Raw genomic sequence first — 21,436 nt, 5'->3', positions numbered from 1 at the left:
ATTCCTTAACCCTTCACTGTGGCTTGGTAATATTCGCAGTCGACATTCAGCACACTTGGAAGCATGCCAACATTGAGCCTGGTCTTAACGTGAGATGTGGTGTATTGCGCTTCGACGTTCTTGCTTCGCGCTGCCAACGGCATTTCGACATAACTGGTGTATTGATAGCGGCGGCAGGTTCTGCCGTATTGTCTGATTACTGTATCTAGCAGCTTGGGAACATTGGTTAAATCGCCGTCGCGGATTTTTAGACTGATTACATCCCAATCCACATTGGCTAAACGCTCATCTTGCCCGATGTGGGGATAGCCCAACTTGGCGAACATATCTTCCCAGCCCGCTATCGTTCCCGCGTCGCGAGCGAAGCCGTATGCATGAGCCACACGGATTCGAAATAACTCTTCCGGCTCTTGGCCTAAGCGTTGTATATCGCGTTGCCACGCAAGAATGTTCACCAGTACCATTGGGGCGGTTAACGGATCATGCTGCTGCAGTGGCATTTCGAATGCCACTCTTACATGTTCCCAATAGTTACGCATGGCTCGGGCGAACTTAGCCAGCTCGCCTCGGCCCATCCAGTAACGCAGATTAATCTCAGGAATTTTCAATCGTCACCCCCAGAGAATTAATGCGCGGTACCGTCAGGTTGTTGATGATGTCGGCGTTATCAAATTCGAGTGATTCAATCTCTGAGAACTGCGCATGCAGCTCCTGCCCTAGCCTTGAGAAACTGAATCTTAGAACCGGATTAGTGACCGTTGGCGAGTAATCGGTGTTCTCACGGAAAGCCGCACCGATGAACTGCTCCACTTTAATTTTCAACGCATCTCGGTCTTCCATCGTTAGTGAACGCAGCGGCCACACTCGGCAGACAATATCGTGTGTGGTTTCTGGCATGGCGAGCACTTGCAGATCATCACCATGGCCGTGCTGGCCTTCAACACGGATGTACTCATTCAAATCGGTTAACATCTCTGGCGAGGGTTCACCCGTGTCTAGAAGGATGAGCGCGTTGGCGGTACCTGGGCCTCGCGGGGCGTTATGCTCAAAGTAAACATTGTCGTCGTTAATGCCTGCACGACTGGTAAGCAGTGAACGGTAAGCCGCATCAATGTGCCACCTTGCTACTGCGCTCCACTGGTTACGAATACGTAGGCGGAGTTCGTCATTACTCTCTTTGTCTGCCCCGGCTTCATTCAACCATTCGGCAGGGTTGGTTACTGCACCAATGCCCGGGACTGCAGTTGGCAAAATGTGGTAATAACCTTCGCCTAAGTTGTAAGCCGCACCCTCGTTCTCTGCTTCGACCTCTGCCATCACCATGGTGTCATTTTCTGCCATCGTGGTATCAGCAAGTACCTTCACCCGGTAAATCGTGCCGTTAATCGGTTCGGTCTGTACCCATGTATCTTTGGGGATCACCAACGCAGGACCTTTAGCCGCGGAACGCTGAAAGGCGATCATCCCTTTAGCTTTGGTTGCGCCTTTGCGGGTGAGTTTGCATTGCCACGCCAACAAGTCGAGCCATTGGTCAACTGCGGTCGCGACAAACATGTTCGGTAAGACATAACCAACCAATAGCGTCATCACCAGCCACATGGTCACTTTGACCACGGCGGATTCAATCAGGCGCCAAAACGGGGAGAACGGTGAATCATTCGAGATAATGGAACCTTCTTTATCCATCTCCTCTTTGAGTACTTTCTTCCACCCCGTTTCATCGGTTGGGATACCGGATTGCTTCACCAATTCGGCGTAATCTGGTTTTGGAATATCAGTCATTAACGCTCTCCGCTATTGGCTATCTCAAATTGCAATTCGCCAAAGTCCATGGTGTCGGCAAATACATAAATGGTGCCTTGGGTTGGTTCTTCTAACCTCACCGTTCCTGGTACCAATCGAAAATCTTCTTCAACCAGCAATTCCAGTTTGGTGCGGATATCGGCTTTCTTTGATGGGCTTCGCTCTGCGATTAAATCCACCGCTAAGTTGCTCTCGATGATGGCGTGTTTAATGTCTTGGGCGATCACCGCTCGGTCTTGGATCAAGATTGGGTTGCGACCTGCATCGAGCACCACATCCCCGTTCTCAATCAAAATGTCCTGATATTTGTAATCCACCATTAGCCTGCCGCCATCTCTAGTTCACTCGCCATGTCTTGCGGGCTGTTCATATAGGTTGGATAAATCGCCACACCACCGTAGTTAGTCGAGCTTGTTTGGTAACTGGCGATGTTCTTGGCGGCGCCACCTGGTTGAATTCTGGCTCTAGGGGTAGCGCTTTGAACCGCTTTAGATTTCACTTGAGTCGCTTCATCATCACTACCGAAGCCGGGTATCCAATCAATCAATCCTTTTACTGAGTCCCAAATTCCCGCTAGGCTCTGAGTAATCCAATTGAAGACACCAGAAAAAATAGCCTTCATTGAGTTGGCCATATCACCAATAAAGGCAAAGCCACTGGTGTCGGTAAAGCCACTCATCACCCATTGCCAGCCTGCTTTGATGAACTCAAACATGGCTCTAAATGGGAATGTGATAAATGTCAGAGCCCCTTCCAATATTTGGAACCAAGTTGTGTCACCAAACGAGGCTTGGAGATCATCCCAGTAGAAAATCAGCGCACCTACTGCGGCGATTGCGGCAACAACAGCACCAGCAATGAATCCTATTGGGTTCGCCATCATTGCGATGTTTGCCGCTAGCATTGCAACACGAAGCGCTGTCATTCCTTTGGTTAGTAAAAAGCTCATGCCTGTAAAGAGCTTCATCGTAAGCAGGTAAGTCGCCATTGCTTGCTTACCAATCCCCATCATCAAGGTAAATGCACCACCTGCTGCAGCTGCACTTAAAATTGCGATGCCTGCAAAACCAATGTATTTGGTCAGGTTCGGGAACATCTCTGTCCATTCAATAATTTCCAACGCGCCATCGGCCAAACTTGATACCACTGGCAGCAGTGAAGGCAGCAACGCCGCACCAAAAGCGGTGCGAACGGCAAACACCCCTTGTTCGAGTCGTTCCCATTGGTCAGTCATTGCGCCAGCCATATTGATGGCCGTGTTTAAATTACTGGCATCATTTAGCTCTTTGACACTCGATTGGAGATCACCCGTCTTGCCTATCAAATCAGTGATAAGAAGCACGGCTTCATCCGAGCCAAAAGCTTGTTTTATCTGGTCGATTTCCAGCGAATCTAAATCACCGAACTGGTTGCGCAGTTTCGACATGATGTCGAACATCGGCAGCATTTTTCCGTTGCTGTCGGTAAACGACATGCCTAGTTTGTCTTGTGCTTTGACCACACCGTTCATAAAGGCTTTGTAACGAGTACCCGCTTCACTGCCAGTCATTGAACCTTGCAAAAGGCCAAGAATGGCCATCTGTTCTTGAATGGCGACGCCGTGAGTTTTACCTAACGCGCCGACACTCTTGAACGCATCCGACATGCCTTGACCCGTCGTTTTGAACATCTCGACAGATTTCGCGGTCATGCCTGCTACTTCTTCTGCCCAGTTATCTTTGCCCATTCGATCGGCTTGGTCTTTGAACACCGAGTACATAGTGCCCATGTAGTTGGTAATGGTGGCAGTATCGGCTTTTGTTGCCGCGGCTAAGATCGCCGAGCTTCTTGTTACCCCTGCCAGCTCATCGCCAGTCAAATCCCCCATTGCGGATTTGATGTCATAGGACGCAGCCACAAAGTCCGTGGCTGACTTGCCGTATTCAACCGAAAACTTCATGGCCGTTTGAGTCAGCGTCTTTAGTTGATCATCCGCTACACCAAGTGATTTCACTTCACCTAATGCCCTGTCCATTTCAATTGCTGGCATCAAGGCTTGTTGCAAAGCGAAACCAGCACCCACCATGCCTGCCGCTCCTGCCATCATGGTATGGGTCCCCTGACGATAGGTATTGGTGACATCATTTAGTTGGCGCTGAATGTTGCCCAGAGGTTTCGATATCTGGTCAATCAGTCCAACTTGAAATCTGAGTGCTTCTGGTAACATCATGTTCCTTATCAGCTAAACGCCTTGGCAACCCCGTTAGCTGTGGCAGCTTGCATGTTTTCCCAATACTGACGCTCTAACCAAATCGCCCTTGCAAGGTTCTCTTCGCTGTCTGCCTCACCTGGCAACCACTTACGGCGCCAAGTCAGCATTTGTTCGAGCTCGTTGGAGTCCATAGCCCGAACAAGGGCATCTATTTTTTTACTTTAATTTGCAACTTCGGTGTGTATTCCTTGAGAACTTCACCTACAACTTGAATCGCTGCACCTGGGTTATCGTTTGTCAGTTCACGAAATGCATCTTTGCTTTCATCTGTGACCGCATTCATCAAAAAGTTATGCGCAGAAGTGACAATCTCCCCCTGTGCCAACGCATTCATGTAGTCGTTGTAATCCGCTTCTGTTGGGACGAATGTGATATCTGTATTGCCGACGGTTAGTACAATTTGCTTGCTCATGCTGCTTCTCGCTTTAGTGTTTCGTAAATTCGTGTGAGGCCGTTTTCTAGCTGACGTTCCAGACGTTCGAAGCCGTCATTCACTTCGTCTTTTTTTGCGTAGTACTCGGCCACATGGGTTTTGTATTCAGCAAGCTCTTTAGAAAGTGCAAACAGCTTGCTGATAAGCGCTCCGGTTAACATCACCAAAAGGGTGGCAAGGGCAACCAGTGCTGATAACCAGGTTGGGTCCATCGCTATTCCTTCTGTGGAATTTCCTTCAGTCGTTTGCCTTGTAGCGCGTTGATGATGTCATCGACCGTTTCTTGCAAAACATCGTTTGTGCTGAGACCTTTCAATGTTTCTAAGCCCCACACCACAAGGCGCGTGGCGAAACGTTCAAGAACAATTTTCCAGCCAATTTGAAAGAACAGGCCTTTCAGTACTTCCAACAATGTCTTGCCAACGATTCCAGTTAAGAAACTCATGCTGCTTCTCCAATTAGGGATTGATATGCCTGCAAGTAATCTTCTTCGGTTGCTTTACCTGCGCTCGTGTTCCAGTACTTCTTCGCGTACCGAGCCAAACCTTCGAGGTCATCGGCATCTGGCAAGGCTTCTGGGAACCGAATTAAGTTGAGTCGTGCGGCAGCTACTGCGAACTCCGGCGAGATCACCATATAACGGGGGTCTAAGAGCTCAACGGGGCCGAACATCGACAATGCATCCAACAAGTGAGGGCGGCTCTTACCTAACCACTCAACAAGCCAATTGAATGTGGCGGGTTCCATCTGGGTAAAGCCCAATGCAGGGCCACGCACTTGTTTTGAGTAAGTAAACTTTCCGGACTCATGGGCAATAATCATCAGGATCAGATTAATCGCCGCTTGAGTATTCATTGTTCCTTTGCCACCGGATGCCATATCTAAGTGGTCAAGGACGGGTTTCATGATTTTCTCAACAAAGAGCTTTGCTAAATTCATCGGGTCATTCTCTCCAATTCGCTTTGACACGGGGTGCAGTAGATGCAACCTGGTACTTTTTGGCGGCGTTCTTCTGGGATTGGGTCGCCACATTCGCCGCATTCCTGTGCGCTTTCCCGTTGTTCAATTCGCTTAGCCCTTGCCAGTTGGTTGGCAAGCGCCACTTCTGTGAATTGGGTTTCAAGGCCACTGGCATGGTCGATAACATCAGACATTACGCCCCCTGTTTATTGAGCCAAAAGCTACTGAACCAACTCTTCGGTTTCATCCGAACGTAGGTACGGCACACCGTTGATGCTGACAAAGTCCGGGCTGGTCACTTCGAACGGCAGCTTGTGAACTAAGGCACTGCCTCCGTTTGAATCGGCATCAAGTAGATCAGAGATTTTGATGCGACATCCAAAGGCTTCAATTTTGAGCTCGTCTTTATCAATCTTGCCGTAGAACAGCGCATCAAAATCAGGCATGCCACGCCAAGAGCCAGCTTGTTTCGCTGCCTTGCTGAGCAAGTTAAATTGCTGCGTGGTCAGCTCCATTTCACCACTGGCTTCTACATCGCCATCTACCCAGCCATCAGGTACACCTGAGGTTTTATTCACGGCGGAATTGTCGGTAATGGATAACGTGACTTTTTGCGCTTTGAGCTTGTAGTCACCCAAAGAGAAATGCATGTTCTTGCCAGAAATTCGCATGCTCATGGATTACGCCTCCGAGTCGGTTGGGTTAGTAAGATCAAGCGCGATGTTGACCACGATGTGTTTCGGGCAGTTATGCGGGCGAACCATCAAGCCGATCACCACTTTGGTTTTGCTCATCCACTGAATGGTGACGTCACCATCTTCTGGCGGCATGATTTCACCAGGGAATGTAATGCCGCCAATTTCCGTCCCTTTCGACATATCACGCATGTCTTTGCGAAAGTACGTGCGATTGAGCTCAATGCTTGGTGGTGTTGAGTTAAGAATGCGATCGGCAATACGACGAATGGCTTTGATGCGTACACGGCGGTTAAGCTTGTGAACCGGACGAACGTATTCGAGATACTGATAATCACCGCCTTTGGCTTCCAATGTGGTGGCATCTGTCCAGTACACCCCTTCCAAATCGGCGTACCACTGTGGCAGTGAGTAACGGGCATCGGCCAGTGTGGCAATAGTGCTCATCTCTAACACTTTGCCTGCGCTGTCCGTTGGCATGTCACCCAAGCTCAAGACCGAACCTGTCGCCACGCGCATCGGGCTATCGGCTACCGTGACGCTTCGGTCACACAAACGGCCAGCCAACACACCGACGTTATTGCCATTAAGTTGAGGTACGGGCGTCACGAGGTTAGCTGATACGTCTTTGACCAAATCCAGCATGGCGGTCTCGTACTCGGCCCACGTTTGGCCTGTATCTGGGTCTGCATCAATACCGGCACAAGCTGCAAGGAAGAACACCCAACGGCCAAGTTTGCTGGTCAGTTCCGTCGCTTTGGACTGCATATCGTCAAATTCAGTTTTAACGGTGACTGGGTCACAAATGGCAATGCCTTCGAATGAGTCGGTTAGGTTTGCCAAGTCAACCGCGGCTTGCCATGTTTCACCATCGGCTAAACCAACAATCGCCCCTGTCCAGTTTTGTTTGCCGTTAAGCTGGGCGGCTTTCACGTTCAGACCAAGCGCATCGTCGGCGACAACTTCGTCAAGGTTGGTCATGTTATTAATGCGGGTCACTTGGCCTTGCAGTTCGGCTTGGTCAGTGCGCCCGATGAAAAGCACGTGACGTTCTATCTCAGGGATACCGCCTTGTGCCAAATTGAGATTGTTAACCTCTACCTTTCCGGTTGCCATTGGTTATTTCCTCTGTTTTGCCTGCTCAAATATCTTGATGAGCTGGCGGTTCACTTCACGTTTTTTACTACCGAGAATCTGACGCTCTGCTAATGGAATATCCCAACTGGTGATATTTGGCTGATTAGAGAGTTCTCGAATAAGTTGTCCTGCTTGTCCGTGGGTGATGGTTGCCATCAACTCACGTAAACTGGGTTTCTTTCGTCCTTTGCCGCTTTTTCTCGGTACCGTGTAACCCAGTTCTCTTAGCTTTCTCGCTTGCCCTTTGGTACAAGGCGCTGAGTAATCCGGTTTGCCCCATCGTTTTTGCATTTGGCGCTTGGTCATTTTTTGCTTTTGACCAACGTGGTGCCTTGCTGCGATTTTGGCGGTTAACTTGTTACTCCAAGTCAAATCAAGCTGGTTGGCGTTTCTTACATAAGGCGTTAAACCCTTTGCCATCCGCTTTAAAACCTTGCCTTTCTTCTTTCCTTTCCTTGGCTGCAGAGCGCTTCCGTTAATGTCTTTTTGGGAGCTAATGCGTTTGCGTGTATTGGCTTTTTCCCAACGGCCAAGGGTTTTCAGTATCCAGACTCGCTTTTTAGGTGGCAGAGCCAGCAAAGTCAGCTTTTCCTGCATGTTGAGCACATCGCGCTCATTGACCTTAATTTGCGGCTTCATTCACCAACTCCGCTTCTTCTGCGGTGTATATTTCAACGGCCTGTACTCGGTAGGTTTTCCCTCGCCAGGTGATCATTCCCGCTGGGTCAGGAATCAGCTCAATCGGCTCAATCATTTCCAGCTCAATGGCAACGTCCGCCACTTCACTGCTGATCACATCAACAGAAAGGTCTGGGTCGCCTAACTCATCTTCATTACGAGTAACGTCGTAATCGCTCAGCCAACAGGCAACCAGAGCAAGCAGACAACGAGGGTCCAGAAGTCGATGCGGAAACTCTTCAATGCTGATCACGGCGTTGTACTTCCAGTTACAAACGATGTAACCGCCGTTCCCTCGGTCTTCACCGTTTGGCACGATGGAGCCATTTTCCTGCCAGGCATCAATTTTGTTATCGAGCACATTGGTATTCAGGTGACTGACGATGTAATCCGTCAGGTGCTCAAGCTTGGTTTTGTTGTAAGTGGTTTCGCTCATATCGAGTCAATCCCATTTGCACTGCGGCCAAGGAGCGCACGCACATCTTTGTTACTCTGGGCGAGAAAACGTGCCTCTTGTTCCGGTTCATCCGTTGCCACGCTTTCGCCTTCTTTTCGGCGGTCTTGAGTCGCAAACTCTTTCATCAGTTCTGCATGAGCCCGACCATAAACCGCACGTTTGTAGAGCATGATTTTCGGGTTGCTCAGCACTGGTTTTTCGCCATCTACAATCAGGCTTTCCAGTCGCTCTTGAATATTCAGCGCGGCGATGGTCACCGCGTAGTTCAAAGAGTCGTTATCAAACGTATGGGGAACACGGCGTAAACTGCGGAATTCAGCCGTGGATAAATCCGGCCATCCTTCACCAGGTATGGCGATATCGACTGCGCTGTTAACATTTCCGCCAAAGCTCATAACGGCTCCTTGCTTATTTAAATTAGGGCGCCTCTAAGCCACTGGGTCGACGGTATCGAGTTAGCCTATTGGCTTCTCTTACCTCACCAGCCGAGGCGCGGTGGCGTAGGAGTCTTTACAGATTCTTGCCTTCGTTAATGGCGCGAATACGGGCTTCAATCTTCTTGATTTGGGTGCCAACACCCACTTTGCTGTTCTTATCGTGCGCGTGTTGAAGCAGAGCCAAGGCTTTTTCCAACGTTTCCACATTTCCGACTGCAGTGGCTTGCGGCTGACCTTCTTCATTTCGAATCAGGTATAAACCCGCGAACTTGTACCACTTGGCGTGAACCTTCTCGTGCAAGCGCCAGTCTTTCTCTACCTTTTCGAATATCTGGGAGAAATAAGGCTCGATTGAATGACCACGTTCGGATTCTTTCTCCGCCCATGCCAACACTTCATCAGCACAGAACGTCGGCCAGTCACGACGAAAGTTTTCTGGTGTAGGTAAGTCGAGCTCAATGGCTTTCATGCACCATTCGATTGCGATATCCAGCTCTTTAATGTCGAATAGCCAAACCACCAAGTTGGTAAAGATTGGGTTTTCGAACGCTTCACCACTTTCTAAGTAGGCCTGAACATACGGCTTGTACTTCGGTACCAGTACTTCACGCTTGTGCTTAATTCGATCAGCGATGGCATTTAAAGAGCGCAGATACTTGCGGTCTTCTTCAAACTCAATCAGCTTGATGTGCAGGCTGTCGGTATCTGCACCGGAACTTACTCCCGGTGCAGACTGGTTAGCCTGCTTTTCAATGATCTGTCGACGCTGTCTTGCTAATGGGCTAACCATGCGTCACCTCTTAAGCTGCAGGTTCAACAACAGTGACAGATTCGATAGCAGCAAACTTCTTCAGATTACCCACTGCATAACCTTCCATACGGATGTGGTTTTGCTTAAAGCGAAGCTCGTCTTCGTCATTTTGCTGCTTACGCCATTGAGTACCTTCTTGGGTAAGAATTTGCAGGTTCTTAGTGTTAGTTACCCACACCGCATCGGCAGGGAAGAAAGGCGGTGTATAGGCCTGTTTACCCGCAATGGTTTTGGCTAACTGCTGAGCGGCTTTGTGTTCCGTTGGCGTGTTTGCTGATTCCAGTAAACGATGCTGTTCTGCTGCGACCAGGTTGGAACCGACTAGAACCACTAGATCAGGGTCTTGACGATGTTCTGGTGCAATGGTGGTATTGATCAGGTCTTGAACCAACGAGTCTAGGTTCTTGTAGGAATCCGCGGTTGCGCCCGTTGGGTCGAGTTGCGCCGATGCAAGAACTTGGCTCGCTTTCTTCTCTTTCACGATGGTCAGCCAGCCTTTGTTAACATCCTGACCAAGTGGGTTAGCGACTGGATTGGTGTTGGCTGCGATAGACGTACCATTAAAGCCAACGCGCAACATGTCCAAAGCGAAACGGCGAGAGATGGCGTTTTTCATCATGGCCAGCCACTGGCCTTTTGAGCCTGAGTTTGCCCACTGAGTCATGGTCTCCCACAAGATATGTGCGCCAGAATCGGTCTTAGTCAGCTCGTAAGTATTACCACTTTGCCCGACTTCAACACTAAAGCGACCACTGTCTTTACGACCTGTAGACAGGCCATCATCACCCACATCAACAACCTGACCTTTAATTTGCTGAACTGGCAGCAACGAGACCATGCCAAGGAAAGCATCAGACTCCATGATCGCCTGGCGAAGCTTGGTTTCCATTGGTGGCGTCAGGTTAAATGACTGAGTACCCTGCGGAGCATTTGCCGCTGCTAACGTCGCTGCACAAAACTCTTGTAGGTAGGTGGTAGATAGTGCATTCAGCATTAAAAAATCTCCTCAGATGAGAACTTCTCACTGGTACCAGATGGGTTCGGCTCTTGACCTGGTACTTCCTGCGAAAGCTCATTGAACTTAGTTTCCAAACCGTTCACTTTCTCAAGTAACGGCTGTAACTTTTCTTCCAGAGTGGCAGAGAACTGCTCAACGGTTGTGCCCTGCTCTTTTGGATCTGTTGTTTCAGGTTCATCTTGCAAGTTGAACTCTTCTTTCAGTTCTTGCTTGAACTCGCCTTTGAATGCAGCAAACTGTTCTTTTAGTGCTGCTTTAAGTTGCTCTTCAGTCACTTCGGTATCCTCGTCTATTGATGGAGTTTCTGGCACTTCATCGCCAGAAGAGAAAAATTCATTGAATGCCGCGAAAAAGCGGTCTTTGCGCGTGAAACACTCGGAAAAATCGACTTCTTCCAATGCGCTGCACTCTAATTCGGTGGTTTCGCCAGATGTACGAGAGAATTGAAGGAGCGAGGTACCTGTGGAGGCTGGGGAGTCAGTCGCAGCTAGGCCCATTAAATAACAACGCCCTTCGCCCTTGTAATCTGGATTTGGCTCGATGGATGTGAACAGCTTTTGCTTTTTGCGGTTGGCTTCCAGCATGTATTCGTTTGGCTCAAGCTTCGCGAACAGACGTAATTTGCCGTCTTCTTCTTCAGCTTTAAGCTCAACAACATTGCCCCAGTTTTCACCGTAGCCATAAAATCGACGGTGTTCTGGCCAGATTAGCGCGGTGTACTCTTTCGGGTCATAGCTTGCCGCCATTTGCTCAATCCAATCACGGGTAATTTTGCGCCCGTCTACGGTTGGCCCCTCAGTAGCAATGATTTTCCAGTCACTAATCTTTGGCATTTTGGTACTCAAACTTGTCATTCACATATCGGTGTGAGCAAACAATACGCCTTTGAATAACGGCTTTCAGCCACTTCATTTCCTAAGAATTCGGATTTAGCCAAAATCCGAATTTATCCGAATTTTGGTTAGTCATTTGCGAGTTTTCGGCGCGTATGATGCAGCTATGGCATATTCAGATGAAATAAGAGAAGCCGCGAAAAAGCTCTATTTACGCGGTGTTCCTCCGAAAGAAATTGCAGCGCAACTTAACCTCAATAGTGAGCGCATCCTTTATACCTGGGCGGAGAAATTCGGCTGGGCTTTGTTGCTAAATGAACTTTCTGTTGAGGAAATGATTAACCGCCGTCTGGCGGTGCTGATAGATAAGGATGAGAAAACCGATCAGCAGCTCAAGGAAATGGACAAGCTTATCGATCACCACGTTAAGCTGCTAAAAGCTCACGCTGATGCAAAAGCCAAAGCAGAGCGACACCTTTCGCAAGGCAGCTCACCAAAGAGTGATGGTGACTCATCAAAACAAAGCAGCAATAACGGCAACCGTAAAAGTAGCCGCAAGAAAAACAGCATTGAGCACCTGACAGAAGATGACTTTAAAGGCTGGCACGAATCCCTGTTCGAATACCAGCACACGATGCGTAACAACATCAAACAGCGTATTCGTAATATTCTGAAGTCTCGCCAGATAGGCGCTACCTACTATTTCAGTGGTGAAGCGTTAGAAGATGCGATTCTGACTGGTGACAACCAAATCTTTCTGTCTGCATCACGCGCACAGGCTGAAGTTTTCCGCAGCTACATCATTGCGATTGGTAAAGAGTTCTTAGACATCGAGTTAACTGGCAACCCGATTATTCTTTCCAATGGTGCCGAACTTCGCTTTTTGTCCACGAACAGCAAAACCGCGCAGAGTTACCACGGCCACGTGTATGTCGATGAATACTTCTGGATACCTAAGTTCGACGAGCTGAACAAACTTGCTTCGGCAATGGCAACGCATAAAAAGTGGCGCAAAACCTACTTTTCTACGCCATCGTCTAAGATGCACCAGGCTTACCCGTTCTGGACTGGCGACCAGTGGCGCAAAGGTAAAGACTCACGCGCCCATGTCGAATTCCCGACTTTTGATGAATTCCGAGACGGTGGACGACTCTGCCCCGACAAACAGTGGCGTTATGTTGTCACCATTGAAGATGCGGCAAACGGTGGTTGTGACCTATTCGACATTGACGAACTGCGCGACGAATACAGTGATGATGACTTCAAAAACCTGTTTATGTGTGTGTTTGTCGATGGTTCGCTGTCTGTCTTCAAGTTCTCAGACCTCGAAAAAGGCATGGTGGATGCCGCTCACTGGCAGGACTTCAAGCCAAATAACAAACGTCCTTTTGCCAACCGGGAAGTTTGGTTGGGTTACGACCCAAGCCGAACCCGTGACAATGCGTGTTTGGTGGTTGTCGCTCCGCCTGTCGTCGCGGGTGAACGTTTCCGTGTATTAGAAAAGCACTATTGGAAAGGGCTGAACTTCCAATATCACGTAGCGGAAATAGACAAAGTCTTTCAGCGCTACAAAGTGACTTACATCGGCGTCGACACCACGGGTATTGGTGGCGGTGTTTGGGACTTAATTTCTAAGAAATACCCGCGTGAAGCTCACGCCATCCACTACAGCAATGAAAGCAAGAACCGTCTGGTCATGAAGATGATTGATGTAGTAGAAGCCGGACGCCTGCAGTTCGATGCTGAACACAAAGACATTGCCATGGCGTTTATGGCGATTAAGCGCGTACCAACCGCCAGCGGTAACGCCATGACCTTTAAAGCCGAACGCAGTGAAACGACCGGACACGCCGATGCATTCTGGGCAATATCTCACGCCGTCGCTAACGAACCGTTAGATCACTCAACACCAACTAAATCAACCTGGGCCACTGCAGCATGACCGAGCAAATAAACACTTTAGTCAAACAAGAAGAACACGCGCCAGAGTCGGTCTATCACATCGACTCCTCACCAGAGTCCATCGACTCAAACAGTTGGATGACCACCTATTCAGATTTGTTCTACAACGATGCTGATAACTATTGGGAACCTCCGATTTCACGCAGTGGCTTAGCGGATATTGCTCGTGCCAACGCCTATCATGGTTCACTGTTGATTGCCCGGGCAAACTACGTAGCCGGACGCTTCCAAAGTGGAGGCGCTACCCGCCGCCGACATATTCAAGCTTTTTGCCGTGATTACTTCACCTTTGGTGATGCTGCTTTTCTTAAAATCCGCGATGGTTTCAAACGTGTGGTTCGCTTGCATCCATTACCTGGCATGTACCTTCGCAGACGCAAAAACGGCAATTTCGTCATTCTGGAACGCGACAACCAGCAACGTGAATATAAAAAGGAAGATGTTATTTTCTTGCCTCAGTACGACCCTCAGCAACAAATCTACGGTTTGGCGGATTATCTGGGCAGCATTCAGAGCAGCTTGCTGAATAAAGACGCGACCTTGTTCCGCCGCCGCTATTACAAGAACGGCGCACACATGGGCTTTATCTTCTACGCTACCGACCCTAGCCTTAGCGAAGATGATGAAAAGATGTTGAAGGAAAAAATCGCCAGCTCTAAAGGTGTGGGTAACTTCCGCAGTATGTTTGTGAACATTCCGAACGGTAAAGAGAAAGGGATTCAATTGATTCCAGTTGGTGATATCGCCACCAAAGATGAATTTGAGCGTATCAAAAATATTACCGCGCAGGACATTCTCGTCGGCCACCGCTTCCCAGTGGGTAAAGCTGGCATTATTCCGCAGGGCACGACCAGTTTAGGCGACCCAACGAAGATAGGCAGTGAATACGCCAAGGATGAGATCATTCCTGTGTGTGAACTGATTATGGATGAGGTGAACTCAGACCCAGAGGTACCTAAGCACCTTCATTTGAAGTTTGATACTACAACCGAAACAACCTCATAGAACTGTACAAAAACACAGCTATTGGCGTAATATTATGATGTCAGTCAGAAAGTTAGGTCAGTGTATGCGAGTTTATTGCCAATGTGGTGAACGCGCAATTGTTAGCAGAAGCAACGCTGCGGATGCCAATTGCGCGGAATTATCCTGTTCATGTTCAAACCCCAATTGCGGACATACGTTCGTTAGTGCTATCGGGTATAAACATTCTTTAAATCCCTCAAAGCTTCATTTAGGAATTGGCGCGGCAAGTAAACCGACCCTTGGTGTGGGAAAAGTGTTTGGTAGCCGGGTTTATTGTGGCTGTGGGGAACGGGCGGTAATAAAGAAGACCAACCGCCTATCCAATGATTGTGCTGATCTGTATTGCGAATGTAAGAACCCAGCGTGTGAACATCAATTTGTAATGTCTTTATTTTTCAGCCACACGCTTAGCCCCTCTTCCAAAACGACCAGTGATTTAGCAACCTGCCTTATAAAGGCGTTATCTCCTGACCATCGAGATCACCTGAAACAACAATTGGCATTGTTTTAATACCCAACTCATCCATCTGGGCAGCTCTTAGCTGCCCTTTTTTATGTCTGAGAATCAGCTGCAACAAAAAGAGCCCTACCTCATTGCCTTGTTCACTATCGCCATATGTATCGTCTGCGAGCGCACACAAAACAAATTCCTCTGCTTTCTGATGTAGTTCAGACATTTAGCCTCCTAACCGACGTTTTACTGTATATTAATACAGTAGTTTTTACAGTACAAATATAATTAGTTTTTATGTGGTCAACTACACTCTATGAGTGTGCCGTCCTTTTTTGCGGCACAGTCTAAAGATAAAAATAACGTAATTATTTGAATTCTTAAGCATTTATCTAAATGCTAACCATGGCTGGCTTTTCATCTACTAAACACGCCAAATTTGGCGCACTGAGTGATTGAAATGCCAAAACTAGACAACCACATCTATTCAATTAACCAATACTTCACCCAATTAAGAATTGCTCGAAGGGTTACACAGAAAGAAGTGGCAACTAAAACCGGAATACCTTACCGAACGGTGCAACGGCTCGAACAGCAGCGCGCGGTGATTAATGCTGAGCAGATTGAAATGCTGTGTGAGTTTTACCAAGTCAGCCTGCTGGAGATGGCACAAGGAACTCTCGCCTTGCGCCCCACCAACAGTATCGAGTTACTAACCTATTTTGAAAGACTCCCAGAGCCAGTAAAAAAGTCGATCACCCAGCTAATCATCACGCTATGCAGCAGTATTAAATGACTCCCACTCTCGCTGATAGATGGCATCTCGCATTGCTCTAAAGTGATTAAGGATATTGACCTGTTCTTCCAACGTTTTGGCTGTCGCTAACTTCTCTTCTTCTAGGTCTACAACAAATTGGTATGTCGTCTTTGGACTACAGTTTTGCATATGTTCTCCTGGTTCTTTTTCTTGTGCTTTTACTTGAGCATAACTGGCGATATAACATTTCCTAAATTGGAAAATGTCTTAATGACCAAACCAGAATAACCTATGCTTTCATTCCCACAAGCTCGTCGAAACTGACGAAAATTGCTTTCTTAAACAGCTTAGAAATTGGGCTTGTCGACATCATTAAATATGTTATGGACGCAGCTATGCTTACTTAAAAAAATGCACTTGGGGGACTGGAGAAGGAGGGTGTATTTATACTGCCAAATCAGATTTATGAGTCAACAGCATTTTTTTAGCCAAAAATACCAACAATAAAAATTCATTTATTTTCAATAATTTAAAAGTTGTCGCTATAATGCCACAGTCATTTTTGTGAAGACAATCACAAAGGTGTCACATCATAGCGACGCCTATTCTAATCAGATTAACGACTCCCAATATTAGAAAGCGCGGCGAAAAGTGCAGCACCTTGAGCTTTCACGGCCAACCTGTTTTCTTGCTCTGAGGTTAAGTTTTTCAACACTAAAAGCCGTTCATAGTCTGAAAGTGACATACCGTTAATAAAGTCTTTTAATGTTGCCTGGCACAATTCGACAAGCTCTTCATCTAATGCAATATTTTTGTTTTCCATTCTTAACTCCTACGCTAATGGCCAGTCTTCTTCCATCTCTGGGAAGAACGACAGGTCTGGTTGTTGATACTTTTGCTGTTCTGGTTGGGCGAATACCTTGTCCCAACCTTCGAAATCCATCCATTTCAGATCATCTGCAGGTGCACGGCTTACTTCGACCAGCTGCGCCGGACGTTTATTGCCGTGTTCGTCTACCTCCGCAGGGCGGATTTGAATACTGGTTGCATCGTCGATGCGAATTGAGCTGCCTTTTAGCAGTGCGGCCAGTGCCGTTTCATCAATATTTGGCGGATTATTCGCCCGACTATTCACCGGGTCTAAAATTCGGGTTAGCTGATCGCTGACCTGTACCTCGCGATGCTCCGTACAGTTATTGACAGAACTCCGAGAGGAGCCAGAGGCTCCAATAACGGTCGCTGCGCTCCCTTGGGTGATCGCTTCAGCTTCTTCGATAACCTTTGATTTCTTCTGAATCGTCCAAACCTTAGTGCGAGTTTTCACGATCGCTTCCGGTGTTTGGAAACCTTCCACCTTGCGCACGTCTTCACCGTGAGGTGATGCGAAAGGAAGTACTTGATATGAGTTGGTGATCAGCAAATCTTCGCGTTTAACAAATGGTCCACCCTGCCCCATTATGTAACCTTGCCAGTTGCCATGGTCTGCGGCTTTCATCGTGTCTACGATGCAGGCTTCATCAGATTGGATTCGTGCCTGGTAGTTTTTGCCGATCACTTCTACCAACTCTTTGTTGGTTAGCAGGTGATCAGGTTTTACCGGACCAACCACATGGCGGTGCAGCATGTGGTACATATCTAACAGGTCAGCGCGTTCTTGCATGAACACGTATTCCATAAAGGCTTTTTTGTTTTGGCTTGCGAAGCGGCGCAGCTCTCGGTAAGTCGTAACCGGCGCACCACCAAAGAATTGAAACTGGCGAATCGCCCAGCGGCTTTTCCAGGCGCTGACGTTCTTCGCCATGTCTTTGACTGATTTGCCTGTTTCATCGGACACTTCATCGTCCATAGCAAAACCGTCGATGTTCTTAGAAATGTATTTAGCAATGTAGCCCGTTGCTGTGCCTTTCTCTGGGTCGATGTAACCAAAGTCACAACGTGGACGGTAATCCATAGGACCAACATAAGCGCACTTGCGAAATGGCTTTTGCTTTTCCTTTTCGAATTGCGGGTGCAGTTCTGCGCGGTCTTCTTGGGTTGCGTACGAAATAAAGATGTCACGCACTTGCGCCACTTCTTCTGGTTTTACCCAGATAAGTAAATGCCAGTGTGGTGTACCATCGTGATGAGGCTCAGCAACACGTACGCCAAACCAGCGGATTTCTTCACGGCCTAACTTAGCGCGAATACGCTGCCAAGCATTGTTTAAGTACGCTTGCGCCTCTCGAGGGCTCGCACCGTTCCAATGCTCAATAAAACCGCCTTTCTTGTATGAGTTGTGGTATTTCGACGGCGTGGTCAGAGTCAGAAACAAACCTTGTAAACCAAGTTCATTGCCGATGTCTTCACAACCACGACAACGCACCATCAATTCATGACGGCGAATCGCAGGGTTAGACACACTTTTCAGAACCATTTCGGACAGGTCGGCTTTCTCTTCGGTTTCTTCGTCGAAGAGTTCACACTGCTTGATGTATTCCCAGTTGCGCTTTTGTTGCTCCTGGTGCTCACGAATGCAATCCCAAGACGCATAAGCAGAGGCTTTTGAAGATACTTGCCCCATTGCAATGGCGAGGTGTTCGCGCATAATTTTGCGAGCTTTAACCAAACGACCAAGCCACCACTTTTCACTGATCATGCGAGAAATGTCTTGCAGAGCGGAAAGCTCATTTTGTTTCTTGTATTTACAAGGAGGCTTAATGCCAAACTGAGCAGTGAAAGCCGCTAACTGATGGTAACCTTCAACGACAGGACAGAACGTATCGTCCTTTTCCAGTTCAGCTTCGGTAATACTTGCCAACTTAGAAGAGATAATTTGGAAACGAGCATTCATGATTTTGCCAATCTTGAACGCCATTTCTTTGAGTTCGTCCAGTTCCAACTCTGCCAAGATGCGGCTTTTCACTGGCTTGCGGCTTTTCTCCGCCTTGTCGAAATCAAAGCGAAGTTGAGGTTTTGCTAACTCTGGGTGTGCTGACGTAAAGTCGCTTTGGTCAGTGTTATCTAATTCTTCACTGAGCAAAGAAACCTTTTGGGTTGTTGGTAGCTTTTTGTATTTGCGTAAAACCATAACGGCGCGATCTGCAGCTGGCCCCATGCGCTCACGCAAAAAGATGTTTGCTTCTCTACGACCTTTCTTTTCGAAAACTGAAATGTATCGAGTCACAAAGTACTTGGTTAAGTAGTCTGGCAGGCCATGGATTTTGTCTTTTGCCCACTCAAAATCATCTGGGTTTGCTTCGAATAGTTTACGTTCGAGTACGCTCAGGTCGTCAGGTTCTTGCGACTCATCAAAACGTCTTGCACCAAAGCAAGCATCCGCTAGTGTTTTTGGCGCTTGCGGAAAAACGTGCAAACTTCCCCAACTTTGACAAGCCAGAGAAGCAGCACGTTTGTAGTCATGGTCAAAACCGAACTTATCTAAGTCTAATAGTTCGATTTCTGTTGGTTCGCTTAGGTACTTCGACACGATAGTTCTTATCCACCAAAACCTAAAGCAACACGCCAAAGCGGGCTAATGTCAGTTGGTTTCTTAATGCCAACCTGCTCTATTGGCTTGGCTGTTGATTTAGCGCGAAGCTTGCGAACTTGCTCAGCTCTCTTTTGGCTTTTCTGAACCTTGGCTACTGCTTCATCCAGAGTGCAACCTGCATTCAAATGTTTGTAGATAGTGGTGTGCGTGGTACCAATCGCTTTCGCGATATTGTCGATACCTTTGATTCCCTTCCACTCATGAGTAGCAACGCCGCAATTGTTCTCACGGCCATCAACAAAATGAACCGCTTCACGGATGGTTTTGCCGTTACGTAGGCGTGATTTCAAAGTACCCAGTGGAACGCCAAACGCTTTCGCGATCGCGGATTGACCTTTATGACCGTCTAGTTCGTAGATGTAATCTGATCTCACGCTGCCACCATCCCTAATTTTTCTTTCGCAAATACAACAAACCGCTTTTGCCAATCTGGCTCATTAACGAAGCTTTCCAACTCTTCAATCCGAATGTTCGTGGTTACACCCCAACCTTCTGGTCCAGCAAAGTAGGCAACCGCGCACTTTTCGAATGTCGCCGTTCTGCCTTCAAAGACTTGGATTTTGTCTTCATCTACAGAGAGGGAAGTAATCTTCTTGTATTTCATACCGCCTCCAGTTCCTGAGTGGTCACCAACATAAAGCCGCCTTTACCGTTTCCTTTGCTCAACACACCTTTGGTTAGGTGAGTACAGCTAAGGGAAACACATGCCTGTTCGATCGCTTGGTCTAGTGAGTCGAAGTCGCCAACCATTACATTGGCAACTTCTTGCGTGTCTTCATGGCGGACAACACCGCCATCTGGACAAAGCATGATTGCTGCGTATTCCATTAGCTCTTTACTCCTTAACCAAAACAATGCCATCGTCTGTTTCAATGGCTCCGGTGATGACCGTGCCATCTTCAGTTCTGACTAAACCTAGTTCTTCGGCCTGTTGGATAGCTTCACGTAGTGATTCCACAATGCTCGGTTTCTTCATTGTTTTGGCGTTCGCTAGTGCATTGTTGTATTTGTCCGCATCAACCCAAACGATAAGAGCAGTCTTTTTGCCGTCCGCTAGTTCGGTAGCGCCAAGACCATCGGTTTTGAATTTGATTGTGGTTCGCCCTTTGTTGTATTGAGCCGAGTCCATACACTGGTGAAGCGCTTGAACCGTTACGTTCTCGTCACCAATTTCATTAAGTAGCTGAGTGAGTGATGCCATATCAAATTGCCTCCAACGTTGGGTAGCCATGCAGTGGTTCGCAGTCTCGCCACCACGTTTGCATTGTGGTGTTTTGGCTTGTGCTTTTCGTGCATGCAGAGATAAAGAAAAGAGCGCGGATTGCGCCAATGGCCTGATGATGCGTTGCGTTGTCTGAGGATTGGTTGAATACCACGACCCAGTAAACCCACCATGCAGTGATGAAGTCTTCCAGACACAAACCTTGCTTAGTGCCGTTCACGTTCACCAACATTGCTCGAGTAGAATCAAGCTCTAGCATGTCGCCTTGGCTTGATTCCACCGGATTGAATACGCGAATAAACTGCTCGATTTTGCGAGAAGTGAAACCTTCATGACGAAGGCCGAACTCTAGGTCTTTGCGATAGATAGTCAGGATGCTCATACTTCCCCCTCAATGACAGTTCTCGCGTCATCTGCATAGCAAACGACCATATGAAATTTCTGCCAAATCTCTGAAACGTATTTAGCCTGGAACTTCGCATCATCTAGTGCGGAATGGTGAACACCTTGGCGGATAAAGGTTGTTTTCGGGTCGATACCGAGAATTGAACGTCCCATCTCTACGATGGTTCTTACGTCTCGGTCATTCCAATGCGTGAAGTTAGGCTTGATGCGTGTAGCTTTAAACGCGTTCATTAAGATCACATTGTCGAAGCCGCTACCGTTACCCCACACTTGGATATCTTTTGCATCACCCAAGTCAGCGAACCATTGGTTTAGCTCTAGAAGTGCATCTTTTAGTGATGACTTAGGCGTATCTCTCAAGAATATTGAACGGGCTTCCTCGCTTTGCGTTAGCCACCAAGTAACCGTGGATGCGTCAATGTCGCTGTAGTAAGCAGAACTGTTAAGGTTCACGACCACTTCAAAGTCAGCACCAAGCGCACCTGTCACTGGTGAAAACACAACGGCGCCAATAGAAACAATCGCTGCATTACTGGTGTTGCCCATGGTTTCTAGGTCTAACATTACGTGC

At 47.8% G+C, this 21,436-nt stretch carries 31 protein-coding genes and 1 pseudogene; 5 read left to right on the top strand and 27 right to left on the bottom strand.

Annotated elements, in window-relative coordinates; genetic code table 11:
- Positions 1-5: 5 nt before the first annotated feature.
- The 18 genes from ACF8PK_RS15235 to ACF8PK_RS15150 all read right to left on the bottom strand — a co-directional run bounded on the left by ACF8PK_RS15235 (position 6) and on the right by ACF8PK_RS15150 (position 11,513).
- Positions 6-608 carry a phage tail protein gene (locus tag ACF8PK_RS15235; protein WP_392442142.1) on the bottom strand — a complete coding sequence of 201 codons (603 nt, stop codon included), beginning with the start codon at positions 606-608 and terminating at the stop codon, positions 6-8.
- Positions 595-1,782, bottom strand: a complete 1,188-nt coding sequence (locus ACF8PK_RS15230) for a baseplate J/gp47 family protein (RefSeq protein ID WP_392442140.1) — start codon at positions 1,780-1,782, stop codon at positions 595-597. The genes ACF8PK_RS15235 and ACF8PK_RS15230 overlap by 14 nt, the downstream gene beginning before the upstream one ends.
- Entirely contained in the window at positions 1,782-2,123 is a 342-nt protein-coding gene (locus ACF8PK_RS15225) for a DUF2590 family protein (protein WP_392442137.1), read from the bottom strand. Before ACF8PK_RS15225 ends, ACF8PK_RS15230 begins: the two co-directional genes overlap by 1 nt.
- A complete protein-coding gene (locus tag ACF8PK_RS15220) occupies positions 2,123-4,009 on the bottom strand; it encodes a phage tail tape measure protein (protein WP_392442748.1) in 1,887 nt (628 codons plus the stop codon). Before ACF8PK_RS15220 ends, ACF8PK_RS15225 begins: the two co-directional genes overlap by 1 nt.
- An 11-nt stretch (positions 4,010-4,020) precedes the next feature.
- Positions 4,021-4,161: a DUF6890 family protein gene (locus ACF8PK_RS15215; RefSeq protein ID WP_188010113.1), complete on the bottom strand. Its 141-nt coding sequence runs from the start codon at positions 4,159-4,161 to the stop codon at positions 4,021-4,023.
- 41 nt (positions 4,162-4,202) lie between these two features.
- Positions 4,203-4,466: a putative phage tail assembly chaperone gene (locus ACF8PK_RS15210; RefSeq protein ID WP_392442135.1), complete on the bottom strand. Its 264-nt coding sequence runs from the start codon at positions 4,464-4,466 to the stop codon at positions 4,203-4,205.
- On the bottom strand, positions 4,463-4,699 hold the full coding sequence (locus ACF8PK_RS15205; protein ID WP_392442133.1) for a hypothetical protein: 237 nt from the start codon (positions 4,697-4,699) through the stop codon (positions 4,463-4,465). The genes ACF8PK_RS15210 and ACF8PK_RS15205 overlap by 4 nt, the downstream gene beginning before the upstream one ends.
- Positions 4,700-4,701: 2 nt before the next feature.
- Positions 4,702-4,932, bottom strand: a complete 231-nt coding sequence (locus ACF8PK_RS15200) for a hypothetical protein (RefSeq protein WP_392442131.1) — start codon at positions 4,930-4,932, stop codon at positions 4,702-4,704.
- Positions 4,929-5,426 carry a hypothetical protein gene (locus ACF8PK_RS15195; RefSeq protein WP_392442128.1) on the bottom strand — a complete coding sequence of 166 codons (498 nt, stop codon included), beginning with the start codon at positions 5,424-5,426 and terminating at the stop codon, positions 4,929-4,931. The genes ACF8PK_RS15200 and ACF8PK_RS15195 overlap by 4 nt, the downstream gene beginning before the upstream one ends.
- On the bottom strand, positions 5,423-5,641 hold the full coding sequence (locus ACF8PK_RS15190) for a TraR/DksA C4-type zinc finger protein (RefSeq protein WP_140374583.1): 219 nt from the start codon (positions 5,639-5,641) through the stop codon (positions 5,423-5,425). Before ACF8PK_RS15190 ends, ACF8PK_RS15195 begins: the two co-directional genes overlap by 4 nt.
- A 27-nt stretch (positions 5,642-5,668) precedes the next feature.
- Entirely contained in the window at positions 5,669-6,124 is a 456-nt protein-coding gene (locus ACF8PK_RS15185) for a phage protein (RefSeq protein ID WP_392442126.1), read from the bottom strand.
- Between the two features lie 3 nt (positions 6,125-6,127).
- On the bottom strand, positions 6,128-7,258 hold the full coding sequence (locus tag ACF8PK_RS15180) for a DUF2586 domain-containing protein (protein ID WP_392442123.1): 1,131 nt from the start codon (positions 7,256-7,258) through the stop codon (positions 6,128-6,130).
- 3 nt (positions 7,259-7,261) lie between these two features.
- Complete coding sequence (locus ACF8PK_RS15175; RefSeq protein WP_392442121.1) at positions 7,262-7,918, bottom strand: virion morphogenesis protein; 657 nt, start codon at positions 7,916-7,918, stop codon at positions 7,262-7,264.
- Positions 7,902-8,393 carry a phage tail protein gene (locus ACF8PK_RS15170; protein ID WP_392442119.1) on the bottom strand — a complete coding sequence of 164 codons (492 nt, stop codon included), beginning with the start codon at positions 8,391-8,393 and terminating at the stop codon, positions 7,902-7,904. Before ACF8PK_RS15170 ends, ACF8PK_RS15175 begins: the two co-directional genes overlap by 17 nt.
- Positions 8,390-8,809: a head completion/stabilization protein gene (locus ACF8PK_RS15165; RefSeq protein ID WP_193233272.1), complete on the bottom strand. Its 420-nt coding sequence runs from the start codon at positions 8,807-8,809 to the stop codon at positions 8,390-8,392. The genes ACF8PK_RS15170 and ACF8PK_RS15165 overlap by 4 nt, the downstream gene beginning before the upstream one ends.
- 115 nt (positions 8,810-8,924) lie before the next feature.
- The gene (gpM, locus tag ACF8PK_RS15160) at positions 8,925-9,641 is read right to left on the bottom strand and encodes a phage terminase small subunit (protein WP_392442117.1); all 717 of its coding nucleotides are present in this window, start codon (positions 9,639-9,641) and stop codon (positions 8,925-8,927) included.
- Between the two features lie 10 nt (positions 9,642-9,651).
- Positions 9,652-10,656: a phage major capsid protein, P2 family gene (locus ACF8PK_RS15155; RefSeq protein WP_392442114.1), complete on the bottom strand. Its 1,005-nt coding sequence runs from the start codon at positions 10,654-10,656 to the stop codon at positions 9,652-9,654.
- Positions 10,656-11,513, bottom strand: a complete 858-nt coding sequence (locus tag ACF8PK_RS15150; RefSeq protein WP_392442112.1) for a GPO family capsid scaffolding protein — start codon at positions 11,511-11,513, stop codon at positions 10,656-10,658. The genes ACF8PK_RS15155 and ACF8PK_RS15150 overlap by 1 nt, the downstream gene beginning before the upstream one ends.
- Positions 11,514-11,679: 166 nt before the next feature.
- Here ACF8PK_RS15150 and ACF8PK_RS15145 point away from each other — a divergent pair, with 166 nt between their 5' ends.
- The 4 genes and pseudogenes from ACF8PK_RS15145 to ACF8PK_RS15130 all read left to right on the top strand — a co-directional run bounded on the left by ACF8PK_RS15145 (position 11,680) and on the right by ACF8PK_RS15130 (position 15,012).
- Positions 11,680-13,455, top strand: coding sequence for a terminase large subunit domain-containing protein (locus ACF8PK_RS15145; RefSeq protein WP_392442110.1), 1,776 nt, complete (start codon positions 11,680-11,682; stop codon positions 13,453-13,455).
- Complete coding sequence (locus ACF8PK_RS15140; RefSeq protein ID WP_392442108.1) at positions 13,452-14,480, top strand: phage portal protein; 1,029 nt, start codon at positions 13,452-13,454, stop codon at positions 14,478-14,480. The genes ACF8PK_RS15145 and ACF8PK_RS15140 overlap by 4 nt, the downstream gene beginning before the upstream one ends.
- Before the next feature lie 34 nt (positions 14,481-14,514).
- A pseudogene (locus tag ACF8PK_RS15135) lies at positions 14,515-14,673 on the top strand (ogr/Delta-like zinc finger family protein); the annotation flags it as partial.
- 81 nt (positions 14,674-14,754) lie between these two features.
- Complete coding sequence (locus ACF8PK_RS15130; protein WP_262584451.1) at positions 14,755-15,012, top strand: ogr/Delta-like zinc finger family protein; 258 nt, start codon at positions 14,755-14,757, stop codon at positions 15,010-15,012.
- Here ACF8PK_RS15130 and ACF8PK_RS15125 read toward each other — a convergent pair.
- Positions 14,951-15,178 (bottom strand): hypothetical protein, encoded by a 228-nt coding sequence (locus tag ACF8PK_RS15125; protein ID WP_392442106.1) that lies wholly within the window; start codon positions 15,176-15,178, stop codon positions 14,951-14,953. The two genes, ACF8PK_RS15130 and ACF8PK_RS15125, sit on opposite strands and share 62 nt — an antisense overlap.
- Before the next feature lie 234 nt (positions 15,179-15,412).
- Between ACF8PK_RS15125 and ACF8PK_RS15120 the strand changes: the two genes are divergently transcribed.
- Positions 15,413-15,748 (top strand): helix-turn-helix domain-containing protein, encoded by a 336-nt coding sequence (locus tag ACF8PK_RS15120; protein WP_238966897.1) that lies wholly within the window; start codon positions 15,413-15,415, stop codon positions 15,746-15,748.
- A gap of 577 nt (positions 15,749-16,325) precedes the next feature.
- Here the strand turns inward: ACF8PK_RS15120 and ACF8PK_RS15115 are convergent.
- Genes ACF8PK_RS15115 through ACF8PK_RS15080 form a run of 8 tightly spaced genes read right to left on the bottom strand, consistent with a single transcriptional unit; the run spans position 16,326 to position 21,429 of the window.
- The gene (locus ACF8PK_RS15115; RefSeq protein WP_140273446.1) at positions 16,326-16,532 is read right to left on the bottom strand and encodes a hypothetical protein; all 207 of its coding nucleotides are present in this window, start codon (positions 16,530-16,532) and stop codon (positions 16,326-16,328) included.
- 9 nt (positions 16,533-16,541) lie between these two features.
- Positions 16,542-19,175, bottom strand: coding sequence for a replication endonuclease (locus ACF8PK_RS15110; protein WP_392442104.1), 2,634 nt, complete (start codon positions 19,173-19,175; stop codon positions 16,542-16,544).
- Positions 19,176-19,183: 8 nt separating this feature from the next.
- On the bottom strand, positions 19,184-19,612 hold the full coding sequence (locus ACF8PK_RS15105) for a hypothetical protein (RefSeq protein ID WP_392442101.1): 429 nt from the start codon (positions 19,610-19,612) through the stop codon (positions 19,184-19,186).
- Positions 19,609-19,842: a hypothetical protein gene (locus ACF8PK_RS15100; protein ID WP_392442099.1), complete on the bottom strand. Its 234-nt coding sequence runs from the start codon at positions 19,840-19,842 to the stop codon at positions 19,609-19,611. Before ACF8PK_RS15100 ends, ACF8PK_RS15105 begins: the two co-directional genes overlap by 4 nt.
- Entirely contained in the window at positions 19,839-20,066 is a 228-nt protein-coding gene (locus ACF8PK_RS15095) for a hypothetical protein (RefSeq protein ID WP_047508607.1), read from the bottom strand. Before ACF8PK_RS15095 ends, ACF8PK_RS15100 begins: the two co-directional genes overlap by 4 nt.
- A gap of 7 nt (positions 20,067-20,073) precedes the next feature.
- Complete coding sequence (locus ACF8PK_RS15090; protein WP_392442096.1) at positions 20,074-20,439, bottom strand: hypothetical protein; 366 nt, start codon at positions 20,437-20,439, stop codon at positions 20,074-20,076.
- 1 nt (position 20,440) lies between these two features.
- Positions 20,441-20,842, bottom strand: coding sequence for a hypothetical protein (locus ACF8PK_RS15085; protein ID WP_392442094.1), 402 nt, complete (start codon positions 20,840-20,842; stop codon positions 20,441-20,443).
- A complete protein-coding gene (locus ACF8PK_RS15080; protein WP_392442091.1) occupies positions 20,839-21,429 on the bottom strand; it encodes a 3'-5' exonuclease in 591 nt (196 codons plus the stop codon). Before ACF8PK_RS15080 ends, ACF8PK_RS15085 begins: the two co-directional genes overlap by 4 nt.
- Between the last annotated feature and the right edge of the window lie 7 nt (positions 21,430-21,436).

The sequence above is a fragment of the Vibrio sp. CJQ_6 genome, from assembly GCF_043106745.1.
In the GTDB taxonomy this organism is placed as follows: domain Bacteria; phylum Pseudomonadota; class Gammaproteobacteria; order Enterobacterales; family Vibrionaceae; genus Vibrio; species Vibrio furnissii.
The sequence above is the reverse complement of the archived record's forward strand: the minus strand, read 5'-3'. Positions and strand labels throughout refer to the sequence as shown.